The sequence below is a fragment of the Bradyrhizobium sp. WYCCWR 12699 genome (assembly GCF_032144035.1).
Taxonomy (GTDB): Bacteria; Pseudomonadota; Alphaproteobacteria; order Rhizobiales; family Xanthobacteraceae; genus Bradyrhizobium.
Genome location: NZ_JAVTJN010000032.1, coordinates 1,015,925 through 1,037,610, shown reverse-complemented (window position 1 = coordinate 1,037,610; position 21,686 = coordinate 1,015,925). Strand labels below are relative to the sequence as shown.

General features: G+C 59.1%; 18 protein-coding genes and 1 tRNA gene. 14 read left to right on the top strand and 5 right to left on the bottom strand.

Annotated features, from left to right (window positions below; all coding sequences use genetic code 11):
* The first annotated feature begins 368 nt into the window (after nt 1-368).
* The gene (locus RPS27_RS19690) at nt 369-2,402 is read left to right on the top strand and encodes a methyl-accepting chemotaxis protein (RefSeq protein ID WP_212063488.1); all 2,034 of its coding nucleotides are present in this window, start codon (nt 369-371) and stop codon (nt 2,400-2,402) included.
* A 137-nt stretch (nt 2,403-2,539) separates the two neighbouring features.
* Here RPS27_RS19690 and RPS27_RS19685 read toward each other — a convergent pair whose 3' ends face one another.
* Nucleotides 2,540-2,929 (bottom strand): DUF3175 domain-containing protein, encoded by a 390-nt coding sequence (locus RPS27_RS19685; protein WP_212069053.1) that lies wholly within the window; start codon nt 2,927-2,929, stop codon nt 2,540-2,542.
* A 182-nt stretch (nt 2,930-3,111) separates the two neighbouring features.
* Here RPS27_RS19685 and RPS27_RS19680 point away from each other — a divergent pair, with 182 nt between their 5' ends.
* From RPS27_RS19680 to RPS27_RS19670, 3 genes are all read left to right on the top strand, one after another.
* A complete protein-coding gene (locus RPS27_RS19680) occupies nt 3,112-4,596 on the top strand; it encodes an MFS transporter (RefSeq protein ID WP_212069093.1) in 1,485 nt (494 codons plus the stop codon).
* Between the two features lie 4 nt (nt 4,597-4,600).
* Entirely contained in the window at nt 4,601-5,419 is an 819-nt protein-coding gene (gene otsB / locus RPS27_RS19675; protein WP_212069052.1) for a trehalose-phosphatase, read from the top strand.
* Between the two features lie 243 nt (nt 5,420-5,662).
* Nucleotides 5,663-7,126, top strand: a complete 1,464-nt coding sequence (locus tag RPS27_RS19670; RefSeq protein WP_212069051.1) for a trehalose-6-phosphate synthase — start codon at nt 5,663-5,665, stop codon at nt 7,124-7,126.
* 108 nt (nt 7,127-7,234) lie between these two features.
* Here the strand turns inward: RPS27_RS19670 and RPS27_RS19665 are convergent, their stop codons facing one another.
* Nucleotides 7,235-7,576, bottom strand: a complete 342-nt coding sequence (locus RPS27_RS19665) for a hypothetical protein (RefSeq protein ID WP_194405549.1) — start codon at nt 7,574-7,576, stop codon at nt 7,235-7,237.
* A gap of 197 nt (nt 7,577-7,773) precedes the next feature.
* On the opposite strand from RPS27_RS19665, the gene RPS27_RS19660 reads away from it, so the two are divergent.
* From RPS27_RS19660 to RPS27_RS19645, 4 genes are all read left to right on the top strand, one after another.
* Nucleotides 7,774-7,863 (top strand) — tRNA-Ser (locus tag RPS27_RS19660).
* Nucleotides 7,864-8,583: 720 nt separating this feature from the next.
* Nucleotides 8,584-9,192 (top strand): hypothetical protein, encoded by a 609-nt coding sequence (locus RPS27_RS19655; protein WP_313754197.1) that lies wholly within the window; start codon nt 8,584-8,586, stop codon nt 9,190-9,192.
* Between the two features lie 32 nt (nt 9,193-9,224).
* Nucleotides 9,225-11,087: a hypothetical protein gene (locus tag RPS27_RS19650; protein ID WP_313754196.1), complete on the top strand. Its 1,863-nt coding sequence runs from the start codon at nt 9,225-9,227 to the stop codon at nt 11,085-11,087.
* A 66-nt stretch (nt 11,088-11,153) separates the two neighbouring features.
* The gene (locus tag RPS27_RS19645) at nt 11,154-12,551 is read left to right on the top strand and encodes a hypothetical protein (protein WP_313754195.1); all 1,398 of its coding nucleotides are present in this window, start codon (nt 11,154-11,156) and stop codon (nt 12,549-12,551) included.
* 231 nt (nt 12,552-12,782) lie between these two features.
* Here the strand turns inward: RPS27_RS19645 and RPS27_RS19640 are convergent, their stop codons facing one another.
* The 3 genes from RPS27_RS19640 to RPS27_RS19630 all read right to left on the bottom strand — a co-directional run bounded on the left by RPS27_RS19640 (nt 12,783) and on the right by RPS27_RS19630 (nt 15,063).
* Nucleotides 12,783-13,175 carry a hypothetical protein gene (locus tag RPS27_RS19640; RefSeq protein ID WP_313754213.1) on the bottom strand — a complete coding sequence of 131 codons (393 nt, stop codon included), beginning with the start codon at nt 13,173-13,175 and terminating at the stop codon, nt 12,783-12,785.
* A 65-nt stretch (nt 13,176-13,240) separates the two neighbouring features.
* Nucleotides 13,241-14,623 carry a recombinase family protein gene (locus tag RPS27_RS19635; RefSeq protein WP_313754194.1) on the bottom strand — a complete coding sequence of 461 codons (1,383 nt, stop codon included), beginning with the start codon at nt 14,621-14,623 and terminating at the stop codon, nt 13,241-13,243.
* Nucleotides 14,620-15,063 carry a DUF2924 domain-containing protein gene (locus tag RPS27_RS19630; RefSeq protein WP_313754193.1) on the bottom strand — a complete coding sequence of 148 codons (444 nt, stop codon included), beginning with the start codon at nt 15,061-15,063 and terminating at the stop codon, nt 14,620-14,622. Before RPS27_RS19630 ends, RPS27_RS19635 begins: the two co-directional genes overlap by 4 nt.
* Nucleotides 15,064-15,430: 367 nt before the next feature.
* Between RPS27_RS19630 and RPS27_RS19625 the strand changes: the two genes are divergently transcribed.
* From RPS27_RS19625 to RPS27_RS19600, 6 genes are all read left to right on the top strand, one after another.
* The gene (locus RPS27_RS19625; protein WP_313754192.1) at nt 15,431-16,201 is read left to right on the top strand and encodes a hypothetical protein; all 771 of its coding nucleotides are present in this window, start codon (nt 15,431-15,433) and stop codon (nt 16,199-16,201) included.
* A gap of 133 nt (nt 16,202-16,334) precedes the next feature.
* On the top strand, nt 16,335-16,532 hold the full coding sequence (locus RPS27_RS19620) for a helix-turn-helix domain-containing protein (protein ID WP_313754191.1): 198 nt from the start codon (nt 16,335-16,337) through the stop codon (nt 16,530-16,532).
* A 415-nt stretch (nt 16,533-16,947) separates the two neighbouring features.
* Nucleotides 16,948-17,604 carry a hypothetical protein gene (locus RPS27_RS19615; RefSeq protein ID WP_313754190.1) on the top strand — a complete coding sequence of 219 codons (657 nt, stop codon included), beginning with the start codon at nt 16,948-16,950 and terminating at the stop codon, nt 17,602-17,604.
* 951 nt (nt 17,605-18,555) lie between these two features.
* Entirely contained in the window at nt 18,556-19,017 is a 462-nt protein-coding gene (locus RPS27_RS19610; RefSeq protein ID WP_313754189.1) for a hypothetical protein, read from the top strand.
* Between the two features lie 405 nt (nt 19,018-19,422).
* Complete coding sequence (locus RPS27_RS19605) at nt 19,423-20,832, top strand: alpha/beta fold hydrolase (RefSeq protein WP_313754188.1); 1,410 nt, start codon at nt 19,423-19,425, stop codon at nt 20,830-20,832.
* Nucleotides 20,833-21,262: 430 nt separating this feature from the next.
* Nucleotides 21,263-21,463 (top strand): hypothetical protein, encoded by a 201-nt coding sequence (locus RPS27_RS19600; RefSeq protein ID WP_313754187.1) that lies wholly within the window; start codon nt 21,263-21,265, stop codon nt 21,461-21,463.
* Nucleotides 21,464-21,686 lie beyond the last annotated feature (223 nt).

Sequence of the window (21,686 nt, the reverse complement as noted above, 5' to 3'; positions counted from 1 at the left end):
GCCGAGACCGGCTCGGCCTCGGAGGAGGTGCTGCACTCGGCCAAGACGCTGTCATCCGAAAGCACCCGCCTGCGCGCCGAGCTCGATCGCTTCATGGGGAATATCCGCGCGGCGTAAGGCGCCGCGCCTGAAGCCGCTTCCGCTTCATCACCGCTTGTCCGGGACGACAGCGGACCGAGGATCGCCACTTAAATTTGCGACGCTGCCAGGTGACGCACCTTAACAACTCCCCTGCGTCACCTAACCGCCAGCCAGGCGTCGCAAATTTACCACAGCTTATCCTTTGCCGATTACCGTGCGGACGAGTCGGAGAGCGGGCTGCTCTTTCGGCTGCGCCTGGTTTTCCGCGAATGGAATGGGGTGGGGGAATGTCGGTCAAGTCGAAGTCGAACCAATCGAAGCTGCCAACTTTGCGGTTTCGCGCAAAAATCATCCTCGGCTTCGTGGCGGTGCTGGCCATCCTCGCCGTCAGCATGGCCTTCGCCTATTTCGGCTTCGAGCGGATTGCCGGCGCCGTGGCCTCCTATCGCACCAGCGTCTCGGAAGCCGACCTCGCGCGGACGGTCGACCGCGAACTGATCGCCTATCAAGGACTGGCCCGAGCCTATACCCTGACGGGGGCGGCGGATGACGAGACCGCAGCCAAGGCTGCCGAGGAAAATCTGAAGAGCGCGATCGCCAAGTCGATGTCCGCCACGACGGGCGCCGCCCGACGCGAGGAGGTCGGCAAGCTCGAGGCCGAGTTCCAGCGCTTCACCAAGGTGTTCGGAGAAATCATCACGCTGACGCGTGAGAACAACAAGATCGCGGCCGATGAGCTCAACAGCGTCGGCAACAAGATCCGGTTCAAGTTCGACGATCTCGCCGATACGGCCGCGCTGGCGGGGCTGGCCTCAGTCCAGACCACGGCCAAGGACATCACCTCGCAATATCTGGCGGTCTCCACCTCGGTCAGCGCCTTCGTCGCCAAGCCGGAGCCGAAGACCGCCGATGGCGTGATCGCCCGCGTCAAATTCCTGGAGACCCTGCTGGTCTCGATCTATGCCAACGACCAGAAGATCACGGACCGCGTCACCGAGATCGGTAATCTGCTGAAGCAGTACCGTTCCTCCTTCACGAAGCTGTCGGAGAATGTGAAGATCATCGTCAAGCTGAACGGCGAGATGACCAAGACGGCGGCGGGCATCCTCAAGCTCTCCGGCGAGCTGCGGTCGGAGCTCACCGCCGATCAGCAGCGCATCGAAGCGAGCGCGAATGCGACGATCGTGGATACCGAGCGGCTGATGGTGATGCTGGCGCTCGGCGGCCTCGCCATCGGCGCGGTGCTTGCCCTGATGCTCGGCAACGGCATCTCGCGCCCGATGATCGCGATGTGCAAGGCGATGCGTGAGCTGGCCTCGGGCAATTTCGACGTGGTGCTGCCGGGTCTCGGCCGCAAGGACGAAATCGGCGAGATGGCCGGCGCGGTCGAGGAGTTCAAGGTTCAGGCTGTCGCCAAAGCCGAGCGCGATGCCGCGGCCAGCGAAGTGCAGAACCGTGAGCAGGCCGCAAGCCGCCGCGCCGAGCTGATCCGCTTTGCCGATGATTTCGAGAGCGCGGTCGGCGCCATCGTGTCCAACGTCTCGGCCTCGGCCGTGCAGCTGGAATCGGCCGCGTCAACGCTGACCCGGACCGCCGAGACCACGCAGAGCCTGTCGAGCCAGGTCGCGGACGTCTCCGAGCAGGCCTCCTCCAACATGCAGTCGGTCGCCACCGCGACGGAAGAGCTGTCGGCCTCGGTCGAGGAGATCGGCCGCCAGGTCCGCGATTCCAGCCGCATTGCGGAAGCTGCCGTAGTCCAGGCCAAGGAGACCGACGGTCGCATTGGAAAACTCTCGCATGCCGCGCAGCAGATCGGCGAGGTCGTCAAGCTGATCACGGCGATCGCCGAGCAGACCAACCTTCTGGCGCTCAATGCCACCATCGAGGCGGCGCGCGCGGGTGAAGCCGGCCGCGGTTTTGCGGTGGTCGCGAGCGAAGTGAAATCGCTGGCGAGCCAGACCGCGAAGGCGACGGACGAGATTTCCTCGCACATCGCGGGCATGCAGGGCGCCACCGCCGAATCGGTTGCCGCGATCAAGGAGATCGGAGCGACCATCGGCCAGATCTCGTCGATTTCGACCTCGATCGCCAGCGCTGTCGAGCAGCAGGGCGCGGCGACGCAGGAGATCGCGCGCAGCGTCCAGACCGTGGCGCAGGGCACGCAGACCGCGGCCACCGATATCGGTCAGGTCAATCGCGGTGCCGCCGAGACCGGCTCGGCCTCGGAGGAGGTGCTGCACTCGGCCAAGACGCTGTCATCCGAAAGCACCCGCCTGCGCGCCGAGCTCGATCGCTTCATGGGGAATATCCGCGCGGCGTAAGGCGCCGCGGCGTCATACTCCGCCGTCATCCCGGAGCTGCGCTGCACACCTGACAGCGCCGCGCGCTGCCAGGTGCTCCGCCTGTCCGGGACGACAGCGAAGTCAAGATCGCGCTCTGAGGGCCTTACCTCTCATCCTCACTCCCTCCCGAACGCCCGCTTCAGCTCGACCTTCGCCTTTTCCAGCCGCGTGCGCTGCGTTTTCGGCAAGGTCTTGCCGGCGCGGTTGATGTAGAAGGTCAGCATCGACAGCGCCGAACGATAGGCGCCGGTCTTGCGTCGTGAGCTGTGCTCGGCCGATCGCTTCAGTGACGTCGCGATCTTCTTCGGGCTGGTCAGCTTGAACACGCCCTGCTTGAGGTTGAGTGCGTCGCTCTCTTTGGTCACACGCTGCGACCAGCGCTTTGGCGCTGCGCGTTTGGCGCTCTTGCGCGTGGTCGTGCTGCGCCGCGTGCTTGTCTTCTTCCGGCGGCTGGATTTGCGGGCGCCGCTGTTTCGAGAATGTGTCGTCTTTCTGACATGAGCCATGCGTCAACTCCTTGCGGCTCCATCGGAAACGGGCGGTGCTGGCGGCCGTTCCTGCGGGAACCCGGCCTCGCCGCGGACGTTGTCGCAGGTGGCAGGCGGAATGCCGCACCCCAATGATCGGATCGACCCCGTTCACGGCCTGTGAATCGGGGCCGCTTCCATTGATCGAACGCAACAGCCCGATGGAATTGCAGCAAAGCCCAGCGCGGAACTATGCATCTGGGGTCTCGGCGGCCGCGACCGACCGCATCGTCGAGACCAGTATTCCGGCGCGGCTCGACGCGCTGCCCTGGAGCGGCTTTCACACCCGCGTCGTGCTCGCGCTCGGCATCACCTGGATCCTTGACGGGCTCGAGGTGACGCTGGCCGGCGCGCTCTCCGGTGCGCTGAAGCAGAGCCCGTCGCTGCACTTCTCCAATCTCGATCTCGGCATTGCCAATTCCGCCTATCTCGCCGGCGCCGTGCTCGGTGCGCTCGGCTTCGGCTGGCTCACCGACCGCATCGGCCGCAAGAAGCTGTTCTTCATCACGCTGGCGCTCTACCTCTCGGCGACGGCCGCAACCGCTCTGTCGTGGGATGTCGCGAGCTACGCAGCGTTTCGTTTCCTCACCGGTGCCGGCATCGGCGGCGAATACACCGCGATCAACTCGACCATCCAGGAGCTGGTGCCGGCGCGCTATCGCGGCTGGACCGATCTCGTCATCAACGGCAGTTTCTGGATCGGCGCCGCGATGGGCGCGGTCGCGGCCATCGTGCTGCTCGATCCCGCCGTGATCGCGCCCGATCTCGGCTGGCGTCTCGCTTATCTGATCGGCGCCAGCATCGGTCTCGTCGTGCTGTTGATGCGAATGTGGATTCCGGAAAGTCCGCGCTGGCTGATGATCCATGGCCGTCCCGACCAGGCGCATGCGATCGTCGACGAGATCGAACGTTCCGTGATCGGGCATGACCAGGATACGAGCGAGGCGCGCTTCACCAAGATGCGGCTGAAGATGCGCGATCACACGCCGATCCGCGAGGTCGTGCACACGCTGTTCTCGGCGTACCGCCAGCGCGCGCTGGTCGGCCTCGTGCTGATGAGCGCGCAGGCGTTCTTCTACAACGCGATCTTCTTCACCTTCGCGCTGGTGCTGACCGATTTCTACGGCATCCGTGCCGATCACGTTGGCTGGTACCTGCTGCCCTTTGCCGCCGGCAATTTCCTGGGGCCCCTCTTGCTCGGCCGGCTGTTCGATACGCTGGGACGCCGTACCATGATCATGTTCACCTACGGCATGTCGGGTCTTTTACTGGCGGTCTCGGGCTACCTGTTCTCCATCGGCGTGCTCTCTGCGCAGGGGCAGACCATCGCCTGGATGGTGATCTTCTTCTTTGCATCGCCGGCCGCCAGCGCGGCCTATCTCACCGTCAGCGAGACCTTTCCGCTCGAAGTTCGCGCGCTGGCGATCGCCGTGTTCTACGCGGTCGGCACCGGCATCGGCGGCGTGATCGGGCCGGCGCTGTTCGGCGCGCTGATCGACACGGGATCACGCACCAGCGTGTTCGCCGGCTATCTGCTGGGGGCAGTCCTGATGATCGCGGCCGCGATCGTGGCGTGGCGCTATGCCGTCTCGGCGGAGCGCAAATCGCTTGAACAAATCGCTCGGCCGCTCGCCTTTATGGAGTAGACTGATGAAATCGGAACTTGCAGAAATGGCGTTGGACCAGCAGAACACCCTACGCGACGACGACACGCCGGAAACGGTGCCGGTGCCGCATGCGCTGGTGCCGCATCTCGACGAGACCGCAATTCTGCTCGACATCGACGGGACCCTGCTCGACCTGATGCCGACGCCGCGTGAGGTGTGGGTGCCGCCGGGCCTCTCGGACACGCTGAACCGGTTGACCGAGCGGACCTCCGGCGCGCTGGCGCTGGTCAGCGGCCGCTCGCTCAACGACATCGACCTGATCTTCGCGCCCGACGTGTTTCGCGCCGTCGCCGGCCACGGCGCAGAGATGCGGCTGTCGGTCGACAATGAGGCCGACGCCGTGCACGCGCCGCCGCTGGACAAGGAGCTGAAGCGGCGGCTGGCGGCCATCGCCAAGCTTTCGCCCGGCATTCTGCTCGAGGACAAGGGCTATTCGCTGGCGCTGCATTACCGTCTCGCGCCGCATGCGGAGAAAGCCATCTACGAAGCCGTCTCGGTGATCCGCGCCGATCTGCCCAACGCGCCGATCGAGGTGCTGCCCGGCAAGTTCGTCTGCGAGATCAAGCATTCCGGATTCACCAAGGCGACCGGCGTACGCGAACTGATGAAGCGGGAGCCGTTCAAGGGGCGACGTCCGATCTTCATCGGCGACGACGTCACCGACGAAACCGTCTTCGCGATCATGCCCGACATGAACGGGCTCGCCTTCTCGGTCGGACGTCGTGCCATGGGCGTGAATGGCCATTTCGACGCGCCGAACGACGTGCGTGCCTTCCTCGCCCGCCTGCTTGATCCCAGGTGAAACGAGGGCAGCGCCCTCTCGCAGACATAATGTCGGTCGGCTCGGCTCTTGGCGCGCCGCGATAATTGGTGTGCAACACAATCGCACACACTGTCTTTGCAGCGAAATTTCCCGAGTTCCGCAAGCGAAACCAGTTCCAACGCGCACGCCCGATTTTGGTTTCAATTGGTTGAAACGATGATCAGGAACCATATTGATGAACGGCAGTTAAACGGGGTGGAATGAAACAGGAGGGGACGACCTGTGAACTTAGTCGTCGTTTCGAATCGCGTCGCGCGCGGCAAGCCTAATGAGCCCATGACGGGCGGCCTCGCGGCGGCCTTGTTGCCGGTGGTGGAACATTCGGGCGCGATCTGGGTGGGATCTTCGGGCCGGGTCCGGGACGGCCATCAAAAGGAACCTTTTGCCGAGATCGAAGCGCTCGGCACCGGCGCAATCGCGACGTTGGATCTGCCCGCGGCGCATTACGGCGGCTATTACGAGGGTTTTGCCAATTCCGCGCTGTGGCCGGCGCTGCATTCGCGCAGCGATCTGATCCGCGTCTCGCGCGAGGATTACGTCAGCTATCGCGAGGTCAACGCCTTCATGGCGCGCGCCTTGATGCGTTTCCGAAAAGCCAAGACCGCGTTCTGGGTGCAGGATTATCACTTCCTTGCGCTCGGTGCGGAGCTGCGCGATCTCGGCGTCGACGACCCGATCGGCTTCTTCCTGCATACGCCGTGGCCTGTCGCTGCGGTGATGCAGGGCGTGCCCAATCATCGCGAGCTGATCACGGCGATGCTGGCCTACGATCTGCTCGGCTTCCAGACCAATGAGGACTGCCAGAACTTCCTCGGTTATGCCGGCGGCGAGCTCGGTCTCACCGTCGAAGACGGTGTCGTGCTCTCGCAGCACGGCCGCACCCGTTGCGAGGTGTTTCCGATCGGCATCGATGCGGAGAAGTTCGCAGCTTACGCCGCGAAATCGGCCTCGCATCCGGACGTGTCGCGGCTGCGCCGCAGCCTCAATGGCGAGCGGCTCGCGATCGGCGTGGACCGGCTCGACTATTCCAAGGGCCTAATCAACCGCATCAGCGCGTTCGACCGGCTCTGGACCGAGCAGCCGCAGTTTGCGCGCAGCATTTCGCTGCTCCAGATCGCCAACCCTTCGCGCGGCGCGATCGAGGCTTACGGCAATCTCCAGAACGACGTCGCGCGCCTCGTCACCGACGTCAACGGCCGGCACGGCGAGGTCGACTGGACGCCGATCCGCTATCTGAACAAGGGTTTCAGCCAGGCGGTGCTGGCGGGCCTCTATCGCACCGCGCAGGTCGGCGTGGTGACGCCGCTGCATGACGGCATGAACCTCGTCGCCAAGGAATATGTCGCCGCGCAAAACCCGGCCGACCCCGGCGTGCTGGTGCTGTCGAAGTTCGCGGGCGCTGCCAATGAGCTCGAGACTGCCTTGCTCGTCAATCCGCACGACATCGACGGCATGGCGCGCGCGATCGCGGTCGCGGCCGCGATGCCGCTCACCGAGCGCAAGATGCGCTGGGACGCGATGATGAAGAAGCTGCGCGGTCACACCATCCAGCAATGGTCGGCCGATTTCGTCGCCGAGCTGGAGAAGTGCCGGACCGAGAAGGCCGCCGTCGCCCCGCTCGCCGCGCAACCGCCGCAGGCGCTGCGCTGGCTGAAGTCGGCGATCTCGGGCGTAAGGCTGATCTGAGATTTTTCTCAGTCCTATCAACTCGTCATGGCCGGGCTTGACCCGGCCATCCACGTTTTGCCATTGGCGTACGAGAACGTGGATGCCCGCAAACAGCGAATAGCGCTCTCAATAACAATACGAGACCCCATCCAGGATCGCGCATTGCCGCTTGTTCGGCGCGTTGGGATCGTCCATCGGCACCATGCCCTTGCCCTGGCCGACGAACACGCCGGGGCCGACATGCACCGAGCTCTTGTTGCCGATGATCACGCTCGGATGCGGCGTCGAGCTCGATCGTGTGCCGTCCGGCCAGATGATGGCATCGCCCGACAGCACCCCGCGCCGGCCGTCGTTGCAGCTGACGTCGACGCCTTGCCGGGTGCAGACCTGGGCAGCAGCGGGGACCGCGAGGGCGGAGCCGAGGCCTGATGCCAGGCCAAGGGCGAGGATGGTCTTGCGGATGGTCATGGTATCCCCCGTAGGCGTGTTGGCCGCTCCTGCGTGAATCGTCGCGCCAAACCCGCCGCGGGTTCAGCCGGCAGGCGGATCGGTGGACCCGTTACATCAGATATTGTCTTGTAACTACAACAAGTTGCGGAAAATTCACCCGATTGAGCCGCGATCCCTTGCAAAATCGGCGGCGCCCCTTCAAGAGAGGGCGCTCCGGAGAGATGGCCGAGTGGCTTAAGGCGCACGCTTGGAAAGCGTGTGTGCGGGAAACCGTACCGTGGGTTCGAATCCCACTCTCTCCGCCATCCGGCAAGAACGATCTCGTACTTGGAGCTGCAGACAGGCCAGAAACTCGGCCGTTTTCCTGCTTTTTCGCGGGCGGAGAAATCCAAACGGTCATTCAACAAGGCCTGAATGAAGCCGGAGAACCGAATTTTCTCCGAATCTTTGAACCCGCAAAATCGGTCTAGTACGGCATTTCTCAAAAAATCAACCGCTTGGCTACGCGGCGGTTTGAATCCGTCTCGCTCACCCAACGACTTTCGAACACAGTCAGCGCGGCTTGATCAGGTTATCGGGCTGCTGGCCGGAACGGCGCAATCCGAGCAACTGTTCGATCTTCGGTGCGTCTAGACCATCAGGAAGCTGAGCAATTCCAGTAAAATTCCAGACGTCCGAATTCGACTGTTCGCGAAGTGACCGAATTACGGACAGTTTACAAGGCTGTCTGCGTGCGCCCCTCAATTGCGAAGGGGTCCTTTGAACGGGTCCCCTTTCTCAAGATGGGACCATTTTTGCCGACGGCCCCCGGGGGGATTTCAAAAATAGGGGGCTAAAGCCTGCGGCCGCCGCCCGGCTAACGGAAGCAGCGCGTCCGCCGAAGGACCCTGCAGGGCGCTCTAAGCCGCGCTCCTCAGTTTTGCTGTGGTGATCGCCACTGCCGATTACGAGCCCACTGGAGCGGCCAAGGGCAGTTGTGTACGGTTTCGCAACAGCCGTAAGGTGGAGCAGGCCGAGGACAAAACATGCGCTCAACCGTCTCACTGGATCAAGGATTGAAGAACCTCCGATCAATCCGCGCGGAATTCGGTGACAAGCTCCCATCCTGGAATGAAGCGGACACACGCTTTCAATTTATTGATCGGTTGCTCATAGAGTGCTTCGGCTGGCCGCGAGAAGTCATCAAGACGGAGAGCCGTTTAGATGGCGACATTCGAGACTACGTGCTGGGCAGCCCCAGCGAAATCGTCTGGGAAGCCAAGCGCGCGGGAGCATACTTCGACTTTCCGGCAGACAAAGACAAAGGTTTGATACAAAGCCTCAAGTCCGTCATGTCTGCGAGCAAAAGTGCCGACGCGGCAATCAGGCAAGCGCAGGGTTATTGCAATGCAGACGGAATTGAGTTTGCGGTCGTCTGCAATGGCGATCAACTGATAGCGTTCATCGGGCAGCGGATTGGCGCATCGTGGCTGGATGGGAAAGCTCTCGTCTGCCGCAGCCTGCAGCAACTCGAGGACGAGTTTCCCACCTACTGGCAGTGCCTTTCTCCTGATGGGCTCTTCGAGCGCCGCCTTGCGACGACCTTAGGATACAGGATCGAAACCAATCTGCCGCAAAACTATCTTCGCGCCTAATGCGGTATCCCTCGTTCCGATACAAGTCGGATTTGCAAGCCAATCTTCGCGCCATCAGTGAATTGCTTCTCGAAGACATCGTTCGCACCGAGCCGATGAAGAAGCGGTTTTACAATGAGTGTTATGCTGACACAGGGGCGCTCAGCCGTGATGCTCTCATTAGCCAGCAAGTCTTGAAGGCTCGTTATGCCTCGCTGTTCACGCCCCAAGAGGGCACGCCAACCTTGGAGCCGGCCAAAGGGCAGGACGAGGAAGGCGGACTTACAAACCAAATTCTGACGGAAGCATTAGCCAAGCGTCCCATAGTTCTCTTAGGGGACGTCGGCGTAGGAAAGACCTCCTTCCTTGAAGACCTCATTTACATCCGTGCGCCCAAGGAATTTGATAATTCACTGCTTATCTATGTTGATCTTGGATCAAAGGCTGCCCTGAACACTGACATCAAGGCCCACGTGCTCAATGAGATTGAGCGTCAACTCTACGCCAAATACCAAGTGGATGTTTACGAAGATGGTTTTGTTCGCGGTGTGTACGACCTCGACATAAAGAGATTTCGCAGGAGCTTTCGCGTTGCTTCTCTTAAGGACGACACAGACGCGATTGCCACCGAAATAAATAAGTTCCTCGGAGAAACCGTAGCCGAGAAATCGGAGCACCTTCGTCGCTCCATCGAACATTTGGCTTTAGGCAGGCAGAAGCAAATCATCTTCATGATTGATAATGCCGACCAGAGAACCACTGCTATCCAACAAGAGGCCTTTTTGATCGCGCAAGAGTTGGCCCAAGGGTGGAACGCGCTGGTGTTCATCGCCGTCAGACCACAAACATTCTTTCAGTCCAAGCGGGCGGGCGTGCTTGCAGCATACCCCCATAAGGTCTTTACGATTGACCCGCCTCGGCCCGAGGTTGTCATCGAGAAGCGACTTCTCTTCGCATTGAAGGTGGCTGAAGGAAAAATACCCGCGTCGATGCTTCAAGGCGTGCGGCTCAGTATCGATAGCATGGCTCATTTTCTCAAAGCCCTGCTGTTTTCGTTGGAGCACAACCGCAGCCTGACTGAAATCCTTGCAAACATAAGCGGCGGCAACATTCGCGCCGTTGTCGAGTTCGTAACGCAGTTCATCGGGAGCCCAAACGTCGAGGCGGAAAAAATTGTCAGAATTCAATCTCAGACCGGTAAATACAGTATTCCGCTGCACGAATTCTCTAAAGCCGCCATTCTGGGCGACTACTCGCATTTCAATCCCAATTCGTCGCTCGCAATGAATTTGTTTGACGTGCAGAGCCCTGACCCGAGAGAACACTTCTTGTGCAGCCTCATCGTCGCAGTGCTGATGTACGACCAGACAGCAAAAGATAAGGATGAATTTGTTCAAACGTCGGTTCTGCTGAGCACTATGCAGGCTCTGGCGTTCCTGCCCGCCCAAATCGAAGGTGCCCTACGGAGGCTGACCAACAAGAAGCTCATCGAGACAACAGAGAGAATTACATTTGAAGAGGACCTGACCGGATTGGTCGGTGCAATGCCGCACGGTTTCCGCGTTACGACGGTCGGGGCATACCATCTGCGGAGATGGATTGGGGCCTTCGCCTATCTTGACGCAGTTCTGTTTGACACCCCCATTTTCGATGAGCAGGCCGAGGCGACAATCTCTCAGAACTTGGAGAGCTTCGACATTCACCAGCGGCTGGAGCGTACCACCGCGTTTCGGAACTATCTCACTGAGGCTTGGGACGCCTCTGGTTTGAAGGTGCCCTACTTCGACTGGCACGCTGTAGTTCGAGACGGTCAGGAAACATTCGATGCGGTCCGGCGCGCAGTTGAGGGGCTCCAAAAAAAGCACGCAATGCAGCAGCGGTCGCAAAGCTGGAATAATAGAGGCACAAACAAGTAAGTCAGCGGCCTTCGCATCTGAGCGGGGCCGTGAGGTAAGTGGACGAACGGGGAAGCTTCTGCCTTCATGAGCGCATCACCAAGAGAGACAGCGGCGGGTACTGCCGAGCCCACTTTGGTCATTCTACTGCATGGTATCCGTACGAGGGCGTGGTGGCAGGGATGCGTTGCCTCGATCATTGAGAATGAGACGGGCGCGACGGTTATCCCAATCAAGTACGGTTATTTTGACCTTCTAAGATTTCTTTGTCCATTCCGCGCCTGCCGGAAGGCAGTAATTGAACGGATACGAAAGCAGATCGAAGGGATACGGGAGCAGTTTAAGCAACATAAGCTGATCGTCTTTGCTCACAGCTTCGGCACATACTCGTTCGCGCAGGTGCTTTTGGAGAACCCTTACTTCAAATTTGACCGGGTGGTACTTTGCGGCTCAATCATTCCCGAAAACTACGATTGGGGTCGAGTTCAAAGCCAAATCGTCCCCCCAATCAAACGTGACGCGATCATCAACGAGTGCGGTGTTCGCGATGTCTGGCCCGTCTTAGCGAAGAGTTTGGGGAGCGGGTATGGAGCGACAGGCACCTATGGGTTCGGTGACTACAACGTTAGAGACCGATTTCATCCGTTCAAGCACAGCGACTACTTTAAGCCGGAGTTCATCCGAGAGTATTGGGTCTCAGCGGTTAGGAGCGAAGCTCCGTGCTCTTCGCCCACTGATGCTGCTGGTCAAGGCACGCCAGCATGGTTCGGTCTGATCGGTTTGTTTGTCAAAACGCTTTTGATAACCGCGTCTTCTGTAGGTTTCTTATATGCGATTGCCGCGGGTTTTGGTGTGCAAGGTCATCACGAGGCCCGAGCGACCGCAATCATTGGTGATAAAAACTTTTCGGGAAAAGTCGAATGGGCTTCTGTTCACAAGCCCCTTGAACCGACAACTGAACCGAAACTAACGGTCCTTGCTTATGCAGAATACACCACGGAAGGCCTTGAAGTTTGGCTTGAGCTGACGAGGTATCCTCGGCGCTTTGTCCGGTTCGACGCAGTGTATCGAATGACTAAGTGCAAGAACGGCGAAACGGATTTCTGTAAACCGCCTCTCGAAGAACTTAATATCAGTCACATCATGACCCTCACGATCAAGGGGAGGGCAGATCACCACGGGCAATTGGCTTCGCTGGGCGCGGGCATGAAAGACCCCGTGAGCCTCGCTGTCAGCAAATTCCATACCGATCCCAAGGTATTCATGAAGTCAGTCACTCAGGACCAAGTCGCAATCGGATGGTCCGGCAGCACGGAAGCTGAGAAGCAGAATTTAGTAATCCTTCGTCGGCTTGCGATGGTTCAACTCGATGTTGGATTTGCTGATGGTAGTCATGCTTATTTCTCGCTTGAGAAGGGTAAAAACGGGGCCCGCGTGATAGATGCGGCTGTGGATGATTGGCTGGCGACAGTAGGTCAGGAATGAACTCTTCGCGCTTGTGGGGTGGAGCGAAGATACCTTGCAGGTGGGATACGTTAGTGGTATCAAGCCGGCCGGCAGGAAGCTAAATTTGGCAATTAATTCAATGTCTTCGTCGTGAAGGCGTCGTCTCATTCCGGGCGCGCCACCGGCGGAACACTTCGGCAAGTCGATATTCCATAACGTTCGATCGGCGAAATCCGCACTCGCCGAACCACTTCCTTTTGATGAGGGCCTTTAACGCGCTTCAGCTTTCCGCGCAGATGCGCTGATCAGAGCCTGCTGCTCACCCCACTCCGCGGGGATGGATTTCAACAGCTGCGACAGCTCAAGCCCACCAGGCTGCAGGCCATTTAGAATGGCTTCCGTGATGGCCGGCGATAGCAACGTCAGCCGAAGTACGCGGCAAAGATAGGACTCGTTGATCTTCTCAGCTTTGGCGAGGTCTCGCACCGAGCTAAACAGGTTGGATTCGAGCATATTGCGCCAGCGATGGGCGCGCACCACAGCTTTGATCAGCGTGTTGTCGACCTGCGGCTTTGCAGGCGCCCAAGCTTCAACATTTGCAGGCGTGACCACGCGCTTGCGCCCTCCCGATCGCCGGAATGAGATCGGGATGCTCACGACCATAGATCGGCCGTCCCGGCTGAGCTTCGGTCGGCCAACAGGTCCAAGGGTGAGGGTGGTCGGTCGGTTCATTCCGCGGCCTGCTGGATGGGTTGAGGCTGCAATTCGGAGGAGAGCGAAGTCAGGCCCTGGACGTTCAATGTGATGTCCATCCGCTCAGCATGCATGTCGATGCGCTCGACGAGTAGCGCGACGACCCGTGCTTGTTCGGCCGGAAACAGCTCGTCCCAGAGCTCGTCAAAGCCGAGCAGGGCGCTCCGCACCTCCGCTTCGCTAACATCCGCGGATTGTTTGCGGAGAGCTCGCCAGATCTGAATGATGACTTCAGGTGTTTGCAGCAACTGTCGAATTTGATCGATGATGATGCGCTCTAATTCGGCGGCGGGCACCAACTTGACGGGACAGTCTGATCTGCCCTGCTTCATCGCGGTCTGGCTGATGTAGTAGCGATAAAGCCGGCCAGACTTCCGGGTGTGAGTTGGCGACATTGCCGCGCCATCGGGCCCGAACAACAGACCTTTCAGCAGGGCGGGGGTTTGCGCCCTGCTATTGTTGGCGCGCTTCCGCGGACTTTCCTTGAGGATGGCGTGGACCTGATCCCAAAGCTTGCGATCGATGATCGCTTCGTGCTCGCCTGGATACGAGGTGCCCTTATGAACGGCCTCGCCAAGATAGACCCGGTTGTGAAGGATCTTGTACAGCACCCCCTTGTCCAGGAGGTGTCCGTATCGCGTTCGTTCGTTGGCCGCGACGAGCTCGCGAGCCAGCAAGGTCGCGGACTTGAGCTGTACGAAGCGCCGAAAGATCGACCGAACCCGCTCCGCATCGATCTCGTGAACAAGCAATTTGCGATCCCGGACCTCGTAGCCGAGTGGGGTCCAGCCGCCCATCCATTTGCCGCGCTTGCGAGAGGCCGCGACCTTGTCACGAATGCGCTCCCCGATCAGCTCACGTTCGAACTGGGCAAAGGTCACCAGGATGTTCAGCGCCATGCGGCCCATGGCATCCTTGGTGTTAAAAGATTGGGTGACTGAAACAAACGTCACCCCATGGCGCTCAAACAGCTCCACAAGGTTGAGAAAGTCGAGCATCGACCGCGAGAGCCGATCAATCTTGTAGACGATGATGACATCTACTTTGCCGGCCTGGACAGCAGCAATGAGCCGCTTCAAGGCAGGCCGTTCGAGGGTACCACCCGAGAAGCCGCCATCATCGTAGTGATCGGAAACAGCGGTCCAACCCTCGGCCCGTTGGCTCACGATGTAAGCCTCACATGACTCTCGCTGGGCGTCGAGGGAGTTGAAGTCCATGTCGAGGCCTTCTTCGCTCGACTTGCGAGTATACACCGCACAGCGGATTTTACGCACGCCTGGGCGCCCTGGGGCTGCGACGCTCTCGAGGGAGTTGGCGAATAAGGAGGTTCGGCCCTTTTGCGGCTTGCGGGAGTTCATTTGCCCGTCGAATTTTTCAAGCCGAAGAAAACCCAGCCATTCCAATTCGTACCGGTGATCTGACGGGCGACTGAGGACAGGGACTTGTAGGGGCGGCCGAGATATTCGAAGTCGTCATGCCGGACGGTGACGCAGTGCTCTAGGCCCTCCCATTCGCGGATCAGCTTGGTCCCGGCGACGGGGCGCAGAAGCGGTCTAATCTTGCGGTCTGCCGGCTTTTGGTCGGCGTAGGGTTTGGCCATGGCCTTGAGCCGTTCGGTGGTTTCTCGGCTTAGACCGCCATAGGCCAATTCCTGAATCCGGTAGGCCAGCCGGCTCTCCAGGAAACGGCGGTTATAGGCAGGGGGCTCAGTATCGAAAAGCTCGCGCCATCGGGCCTTTAGGGCGGGAGCGGAGGCGCCTTTCAGGGCCGCCAATTGCGACAAAATGGACTCTTTCACGGGGTAACTTCCTTGGCTTTTCGGGCCACATCACCCCCAGGCGAACCGGCACAGTCGAGCAGAGAATTTGAGAAACCAGCAAAATTCCGACTGGACTTCCGGTCGAGAACACGCAGAAGCCCAGCGGCCAAAATAGCTGCCACTTCTGCCAAATCGTCCCGATTGCGATGATCTGCCTCTGACTGCATGCCCGGCAAAGTGCATTCGTCCGTGAGGGCGTGCCAGGCCGTTTTTGAGTTTCCGTAGTTGGTGGGCCTTAAACGTGTCTCATCGCATTCGGCCGTCGTGGATGATTTGCGAATTAGCTAGATTGCCGACGGCTACATGCTCTTATTTGCGCGTCAGCACGCGAATCACATGGATTGTCATGGCGAGAGCTAAGCAGGACCAGATCGTACTCGAGCGAACGAACGAGCTTTCATACTCAAGCGAAGGCCCCGTCGTCGTCTCTCACCGTAAACGGGGATTTTTGCGTGATATCGAGGTAGTTGATGCCTCAGACAAGTTGCACAAGCCGATCTTCCGCCCGAACGGCAGACTTGCCCTTACGGCGCACGCCGAACGGGCGCGGGCTCATCTGGACAAGAAGGATCTCCCTACTGATAAGTGGTCGATCACGCCTCGAGAGCTGGACTTCGGCTATGTTGTTGAAGAGCACGGAGAGGTAGCCGACGAAGACCTTTGGTTTGGGCTGGCTGAAGCGTACACAGAGCCGTTGACGGAGGATCGTCTAGCAGCCGAATTCTTGCATGCAGCAAATCGAGTACTCACTCGGTTCAACGATGACGAACTAGACGACATTTTCCGGCTGGCCTATGTGCATCACCTCTACTCGACCGCCGGTAAGCTCAACGAGCTTGCGCTCGATGGAGAGAGATCAAGAGGCAATTTAGCCAAGGGTTCGCAAGTCAAAAAAAAGGTGGGAGCCGCGCAGCGGAAGTTGATCTTGGGAATCGCGCAGGAGTTTTGGCTGAAGCACCCGAATCTAGAAGGTCAGTATTTCAATACTGCGAAGAAAATCCAAGATCTGGTCAATGATGCAAGAGCGAATCAGTCCCTCGGCTCCGAGCCTTTAGCTCCGAGGACGATTTCCAACCAGCTCCGTATGGCCGTGCAAGAGTTGGCCGACCAGACTTAGCTTCCTGAATTCGCCAATTCGGACGTGCTGGCGTACCGAACTGGCGAATTCGGACTTCGAGCGAGTTGGCTCGGACTCGTCATGAAATTACCTCTGGCGCTGAGGCGTATTTGATCGCGCTCTGGAGGTTCTCATGACTACAGCCCAAACCGGCCATATCGCCCTAATGAATGAAAAGCAGGCCGCGCGCTTGCTCTCGATCTCCTTTCGAACTTTGCAGGCTTGGCGGCGGATCGGCACTGGCCCTTCGTTCATTAAGCTGGGACGCGCCGTTCGGTATCGGCAGCAAGATCTTGTGGAATGGACTGAGGGGCACCGTCGGGCAGAGTAGGCGCTCCATAGACCGCAGACCATGATAACAGATCCTGAAGATGCCGACCTCTTTACAGCCGGAAACTCCGCTCCCGCGTGGACGCCGATTGCACGAGAGCTAGAGGCGTACTTCGAGCGCGGAGGCTCGATCGAGGGTGCAGTACAATTCGTTGCTGCACTCGAGCGGGCCAGCAGGCGAGTGCAGTCCAGTCGAAAACAAAAGCAAGCGCGCGGTTGCCACCTGCCTGCCAGCTGGTTTCCGGCTCCAGATGACTTTCGGTTTGCCATAGAGCGCGGTCTGACCAACGAACGCACGCTAATTGAAGCCGAGAAGTTTACAAACTATTGGACTGCCAAGTCCGGTGCCAGCGCACTGAAGCGCGACTGGTCTGCAACCTGGCGGAATTGGATTCTGAACGCATTGGAAAGACAGAATGGACATTCCGGAGCCGCTGGTGTTGCCAGACGTACGGGCACTACCTCAGATGCCGTCCTTGCCGGGATGGGTCGTCTCGCGGCTCGGCTTAGTCAAAATGGTCGAGCAGCGATCGGAAAGGGACGGGAAATTTCATCAGAACCTTCCAGCCTTGCCGCGCAGTTCGCTCTTGAGCCCCCCAGAAAGGGAAGCGATTGAAACTTACGCGGTCGACCTGCAGCAGCTTTGTAACCATACAGCAAAGAAGAATGACCGACTTCGCTCAGACTTACTCGCAATCATCGCGAGGATCATGCTGGGGCGACCGTCTTCACCCCAAAATGAGCTTGGAGTTGAGGCGAGCGGGGAGGACTATTTTGATACCTTAGAAGACGTGCCGATCTGGTCCCTGTCCTCATCATATCGCAGGTGGCTTAGGGGTGAAGTTGGGCTTGGACCGGATGGCCGGGCGTATGTCACCCAATGGCGCCCAGACCCGACGATATGGCGCCGTATTGCTCTCGAGGATGTGTACAAAGTTCAGAGCCGGATCGCTCGGCTGCGGATACTGCTGAAGGCTGAACCTCTAGCGGAATACGACGAGGCGCATCGTGCGCGGATGAGCGAAAGGTTCGCGGAACTCCTGGCGACGCTTAAGGGCTGCCAGATTCATTGAGTCTCGTGTGGAGTTCGTTGGTGCTGGTCGGTTAACGGCGGCGGCGTCGACGATGATACCTACCGTGGGATGCAGCCCAGGTATACCCGGCCTCAAGCGTGAGGGTGGCTGCCGGCGCGATGAGCGGCGCCGTAAGTAGACGCGACCTGCACGTCTGCCATCGGCAGTGCAGGGTCCGAGAGCGACGGGCCTGGCTCCGCCGAGCATTGATCGCTGAGGACGTGGGAAGCATCTCGATGCGAATGCACCGGGATAGCTCGCCTATGTCCTCCGCAACAAACCTTCACCACCGAACATTCGACAAGCCTTTTGCTCGCTCGTCCCGCTGTTCGGATCTGGTACCGCGGTGGATGGCCAGCGATTAAGCGCAGACCATCATTTCCGCTTCTGGCGCAGCCCAACTTAGTGGCGGGTCCTTCCGGCGTTTGAGATGATCGCGGGTAATTCGAACCGCGCCACCGCGCGAGCCGAAGGGGCTGAAAAGTTAGGTTGACAAGGTTGACACGGTTGACAGCGGGGGGTGGTCAAAAGTCTGCCGGCGATCCGCGGAGACCGGTCTTCCTGGTTCGAACGCAAAAAGTTCAGAAATAAATACAAAAAGCCACTGGGATCTAAAGTCGGAGTCATTTCCCGCAAGCGGACGCTTTTTAGGCGGGTAGATGGGCGTAGCATTTGACCGAGGCGCCGATTAAGGCGCGTTGAGATGCAAAGATTGCGGCTTTCAGGCCTCGGAGCTGCGGGAACCAAAAACTCCCGGCCGAACTTAAACGAAAGAGGACAGCATCCTGCGATTTAAAGCATAATAACCCTGTCGCCCCGGCAGCTATTTGGAAGGACGGCGGCCTTGGCAATTTGGAATGACGTTAGAGCGCCAGTGCGCGAAGGTCGGATATACGCCAGCCTTCTCCCCGCAGGCAGGATAGAAAAGCTCTTCAAACCTAAGAGAGTCTAGTGTTTGGGTTTCTGAAGGCTAGCAGGCAGCGAAAGAAGATCCGCCAGGACCGGATTTATCTTGAGGCAAGAGCACGACGTTTTCTCAAGGCCTACTTGGCCGCAGACTCCGTGCGAAAGCAGCGCTTCTACGAAGCAGTCGAAGGCGCATCAGCCGCTTGTCACCCGGGGATCGCAGACTCGACAGCTGAAGATGCCCAGATCGCTGAGTCGACCGCCGCGGCTGCACTCAAGGTGGTCAGAGCGCGGGACGAGCGTGGAGCCGACTTGGGGGATAGTACTGCCGGCTTTATTACGGATGCCTATGCCACCGTCGCCATTGCATATCGTCGCGCCGCCGGGGCTTACGTCATGGAGACAGATTTGCAAAAGCTGGGGACCGCAGCGGTGCACTTGCTCACGATGGCAACGTCATATCTGACGGCCAATCCTCCAGAGGGAGAACAACAGCCTCACCGATGAGGTGAGCCTCGGCTGCTCTCTGAATGTGGAGCAAAAGGGGGTGGGGGTTGGTCGTATCCTCCGAAGCCCGTACTCCCAGTTCACGCCGCGGCCCGCATCATGTCGGTCCGCTAGTAGCGAAGTGCTTGTCTCTTGGGTCGTAACCGACTTGGTCGCAGGGACGGATCTCAAGTTCTCCGAGCGCGGATTCTACGAATCGAAGGGCCTGCCTGGCAGTTTGCGGACAGCAGATGATTTGACTGGCCTCCAATTAGCGGAAGTCGAAGCGCACATTGCAGCGGTTCCATTTTGGACCATTGCAGACCTGCCCAAACTGCGCCTAGTCTAGGCAAGTTTTTGACGGGCAATCGGGTGCCCTCACCATTCGAAAAATTGTTTGATCACTGACGTAACTGAGGATTATCCGTGGTAGACGTTCAGGTGGAGCGCCGGCTAGCGGCAATTTTGGCGGCTGACGTCGCGGGCTATTCACGGCTGATGGGCGAAGATGAGGAAGGCACGCTTGCTGGATTGAAAGCGCATCGCCGAGAGCTCGTTGATCACAAACTCAAATCCCATCGAGGGCGCCTGATCAAGACAACCGGCGACGGCATGTTGGTGGAGTTTTCAAGCGCCGTCGAAGCTGTGAAATGTGCGGTCGAAGTTCAACGCGGAATGGTCGACAGGAACGCAAACGTACCTCAGGCCCGGCGTATTGAATTCCGGGTTGGGATCAACGTCGGCGACATCATTGAGGACGAGGGTGACATATTTGGGGATGGCGTCAACGTAGCTGCCCGACTTGAAGGCATCGCGATGCGCGGTGGAATATGCATCTCTCGCCAAGTCCTTGACCAGATCGATGGCAAGCTTAACTTCCCTTTGCGCGAGTTAGGCCGGCAGAATCTAAAGAACATCGCGCGGCCAATCGAAGTCTATGCGATTGACCTGAACGAGGAAGGATCGCCCGCAACGCGAGTTCTGTCGGCAGCCAACCTCAAACAGGAAATTCGCTATTGCAGAGCCGCGGATGGTGTGCGGTTAGCCTATGCTAAAGTGGGTACAGGACCTGGTCTGTTGAAATCGGCGCATTGGCTTGGCCATCTCGAATATGACTGGGATTTTCCGCTCCAGCGCGATTTCCTACTTGGACTTGCTTCGTCATTTACCCTCGTAAGGTACGATGCGCGTGGCAACGGTCTGTCTGACTGGGATGTCGGAGAGCTCTCCCTTGATGCCTGGGTCAAGGACATGGAGAGCGTAGCCGACGCGGCCGGTCTCGACAGGTTTCCGCTGCTCGGGTTTTCGCAGGGCTGCGCGGTTTCGATCGCATTTGCAGCGCGGCATCCCGAACGCGTCTCGCACCTAGTTCTTTACGGTGGATTCGCCGTTGGTGCGAACAAAAACCCTAACTTCTCGGCCGCTGATCGAGAACGGTTTGCTGCAATGAAAACTCTGATGAAGCTAGGGTGGGGCTCGGATGACCCGACCTTCCGACAACTGTTCACCGCCTCCATGTTGCCGGATGCCACGAGGGAGCAGGTAGACGCCTTCAATGAGCTTCAACGTCTCAGCGCCTCAGCCGAATGCGCGGTGCGATATCTTGAAACGGTATCCGACTTTGATGTTCGTCCTCTGCTCAAGCATGTGAAGGCCCCAACCCTTGTCATGCATGTCCGCGATGACCGCAGAGTACCCATCGCATCCGGGCGCGACTTGGCCGCGGAAATTCCCGGCGCGAGGTTTGTCGCACTCCCGGGGAAAAACCACATGCTGCTATCGCAGGACCCTGGCGCGCCAATATTTCAGGACGAATTGCGTCGATTTCTCCTTTAACGTCCGATGTGTCCGCTGTAACGCTTAATCCTGCGCAACGAACCGCACCTCGATTGAGCCAGATGAACGGAAGGGGCAACTGGTCGTATTGCTTCTCATTGCTACTCGGCTCGATCGGGCACTGGCCGAGCTCTTCCATAACCTCTCATATCCGAATGATGTCACTGGCAAGAAAGCGGACGCCGCGCCGCTGCAGCTTTACCATCCGCTTCTGACCCAAAGTGGGTCTTGCTGGCCATTCCATCGGTGCGTCTGTTATAGTTTGTTGCCATGCAGCAGGGGGCGGCGCCGGCCTGTTTCGGCCTCTGTGGCCCAGATTGAAATCGCAGGTGGCCTCATTTGAAACGTTCACTTCGGGAACCGAAGATCGATCCTAGGCATATTAAGAATCGGAAGTTCAAACCCCACGGTTAGGACCCGAGGTAGCGCTATGCAGAAGCGCCGACGATTCAAACAAGTTTTCTCCCTCGAAGAGCGGCTTGCCGAAGAAGCCAGACGGCTCCGCGAAGAAGCCGAACTCCTCCCCCATGGACCGGTACGCGACGAGGCCCTACGCAGGGCCCGCCAAGCAGAAACCGGCTCGCACATCAGCGAGTGGCTGCGGTCTCCGGGCCTACAGCCCCCGAAGTAATGCTAGGATCTACGGTCCACTTTGGTACTTATTGACTCGCCTAAAGCGAGGTGATTCGATGCTGCAGATGCTGCTCATCATGACCGGCATAGGGACCGCAACCATAGCAATGGTAATAGCAGCGCTCGAATGGCGAGCGTTGGTTGGGTACTGGCGCCTAAAGAGGCGAAAACACCGGCAAGTTTCTCAATAGGACATGAAGTAAGGCCGCCCTAGTTGGCGG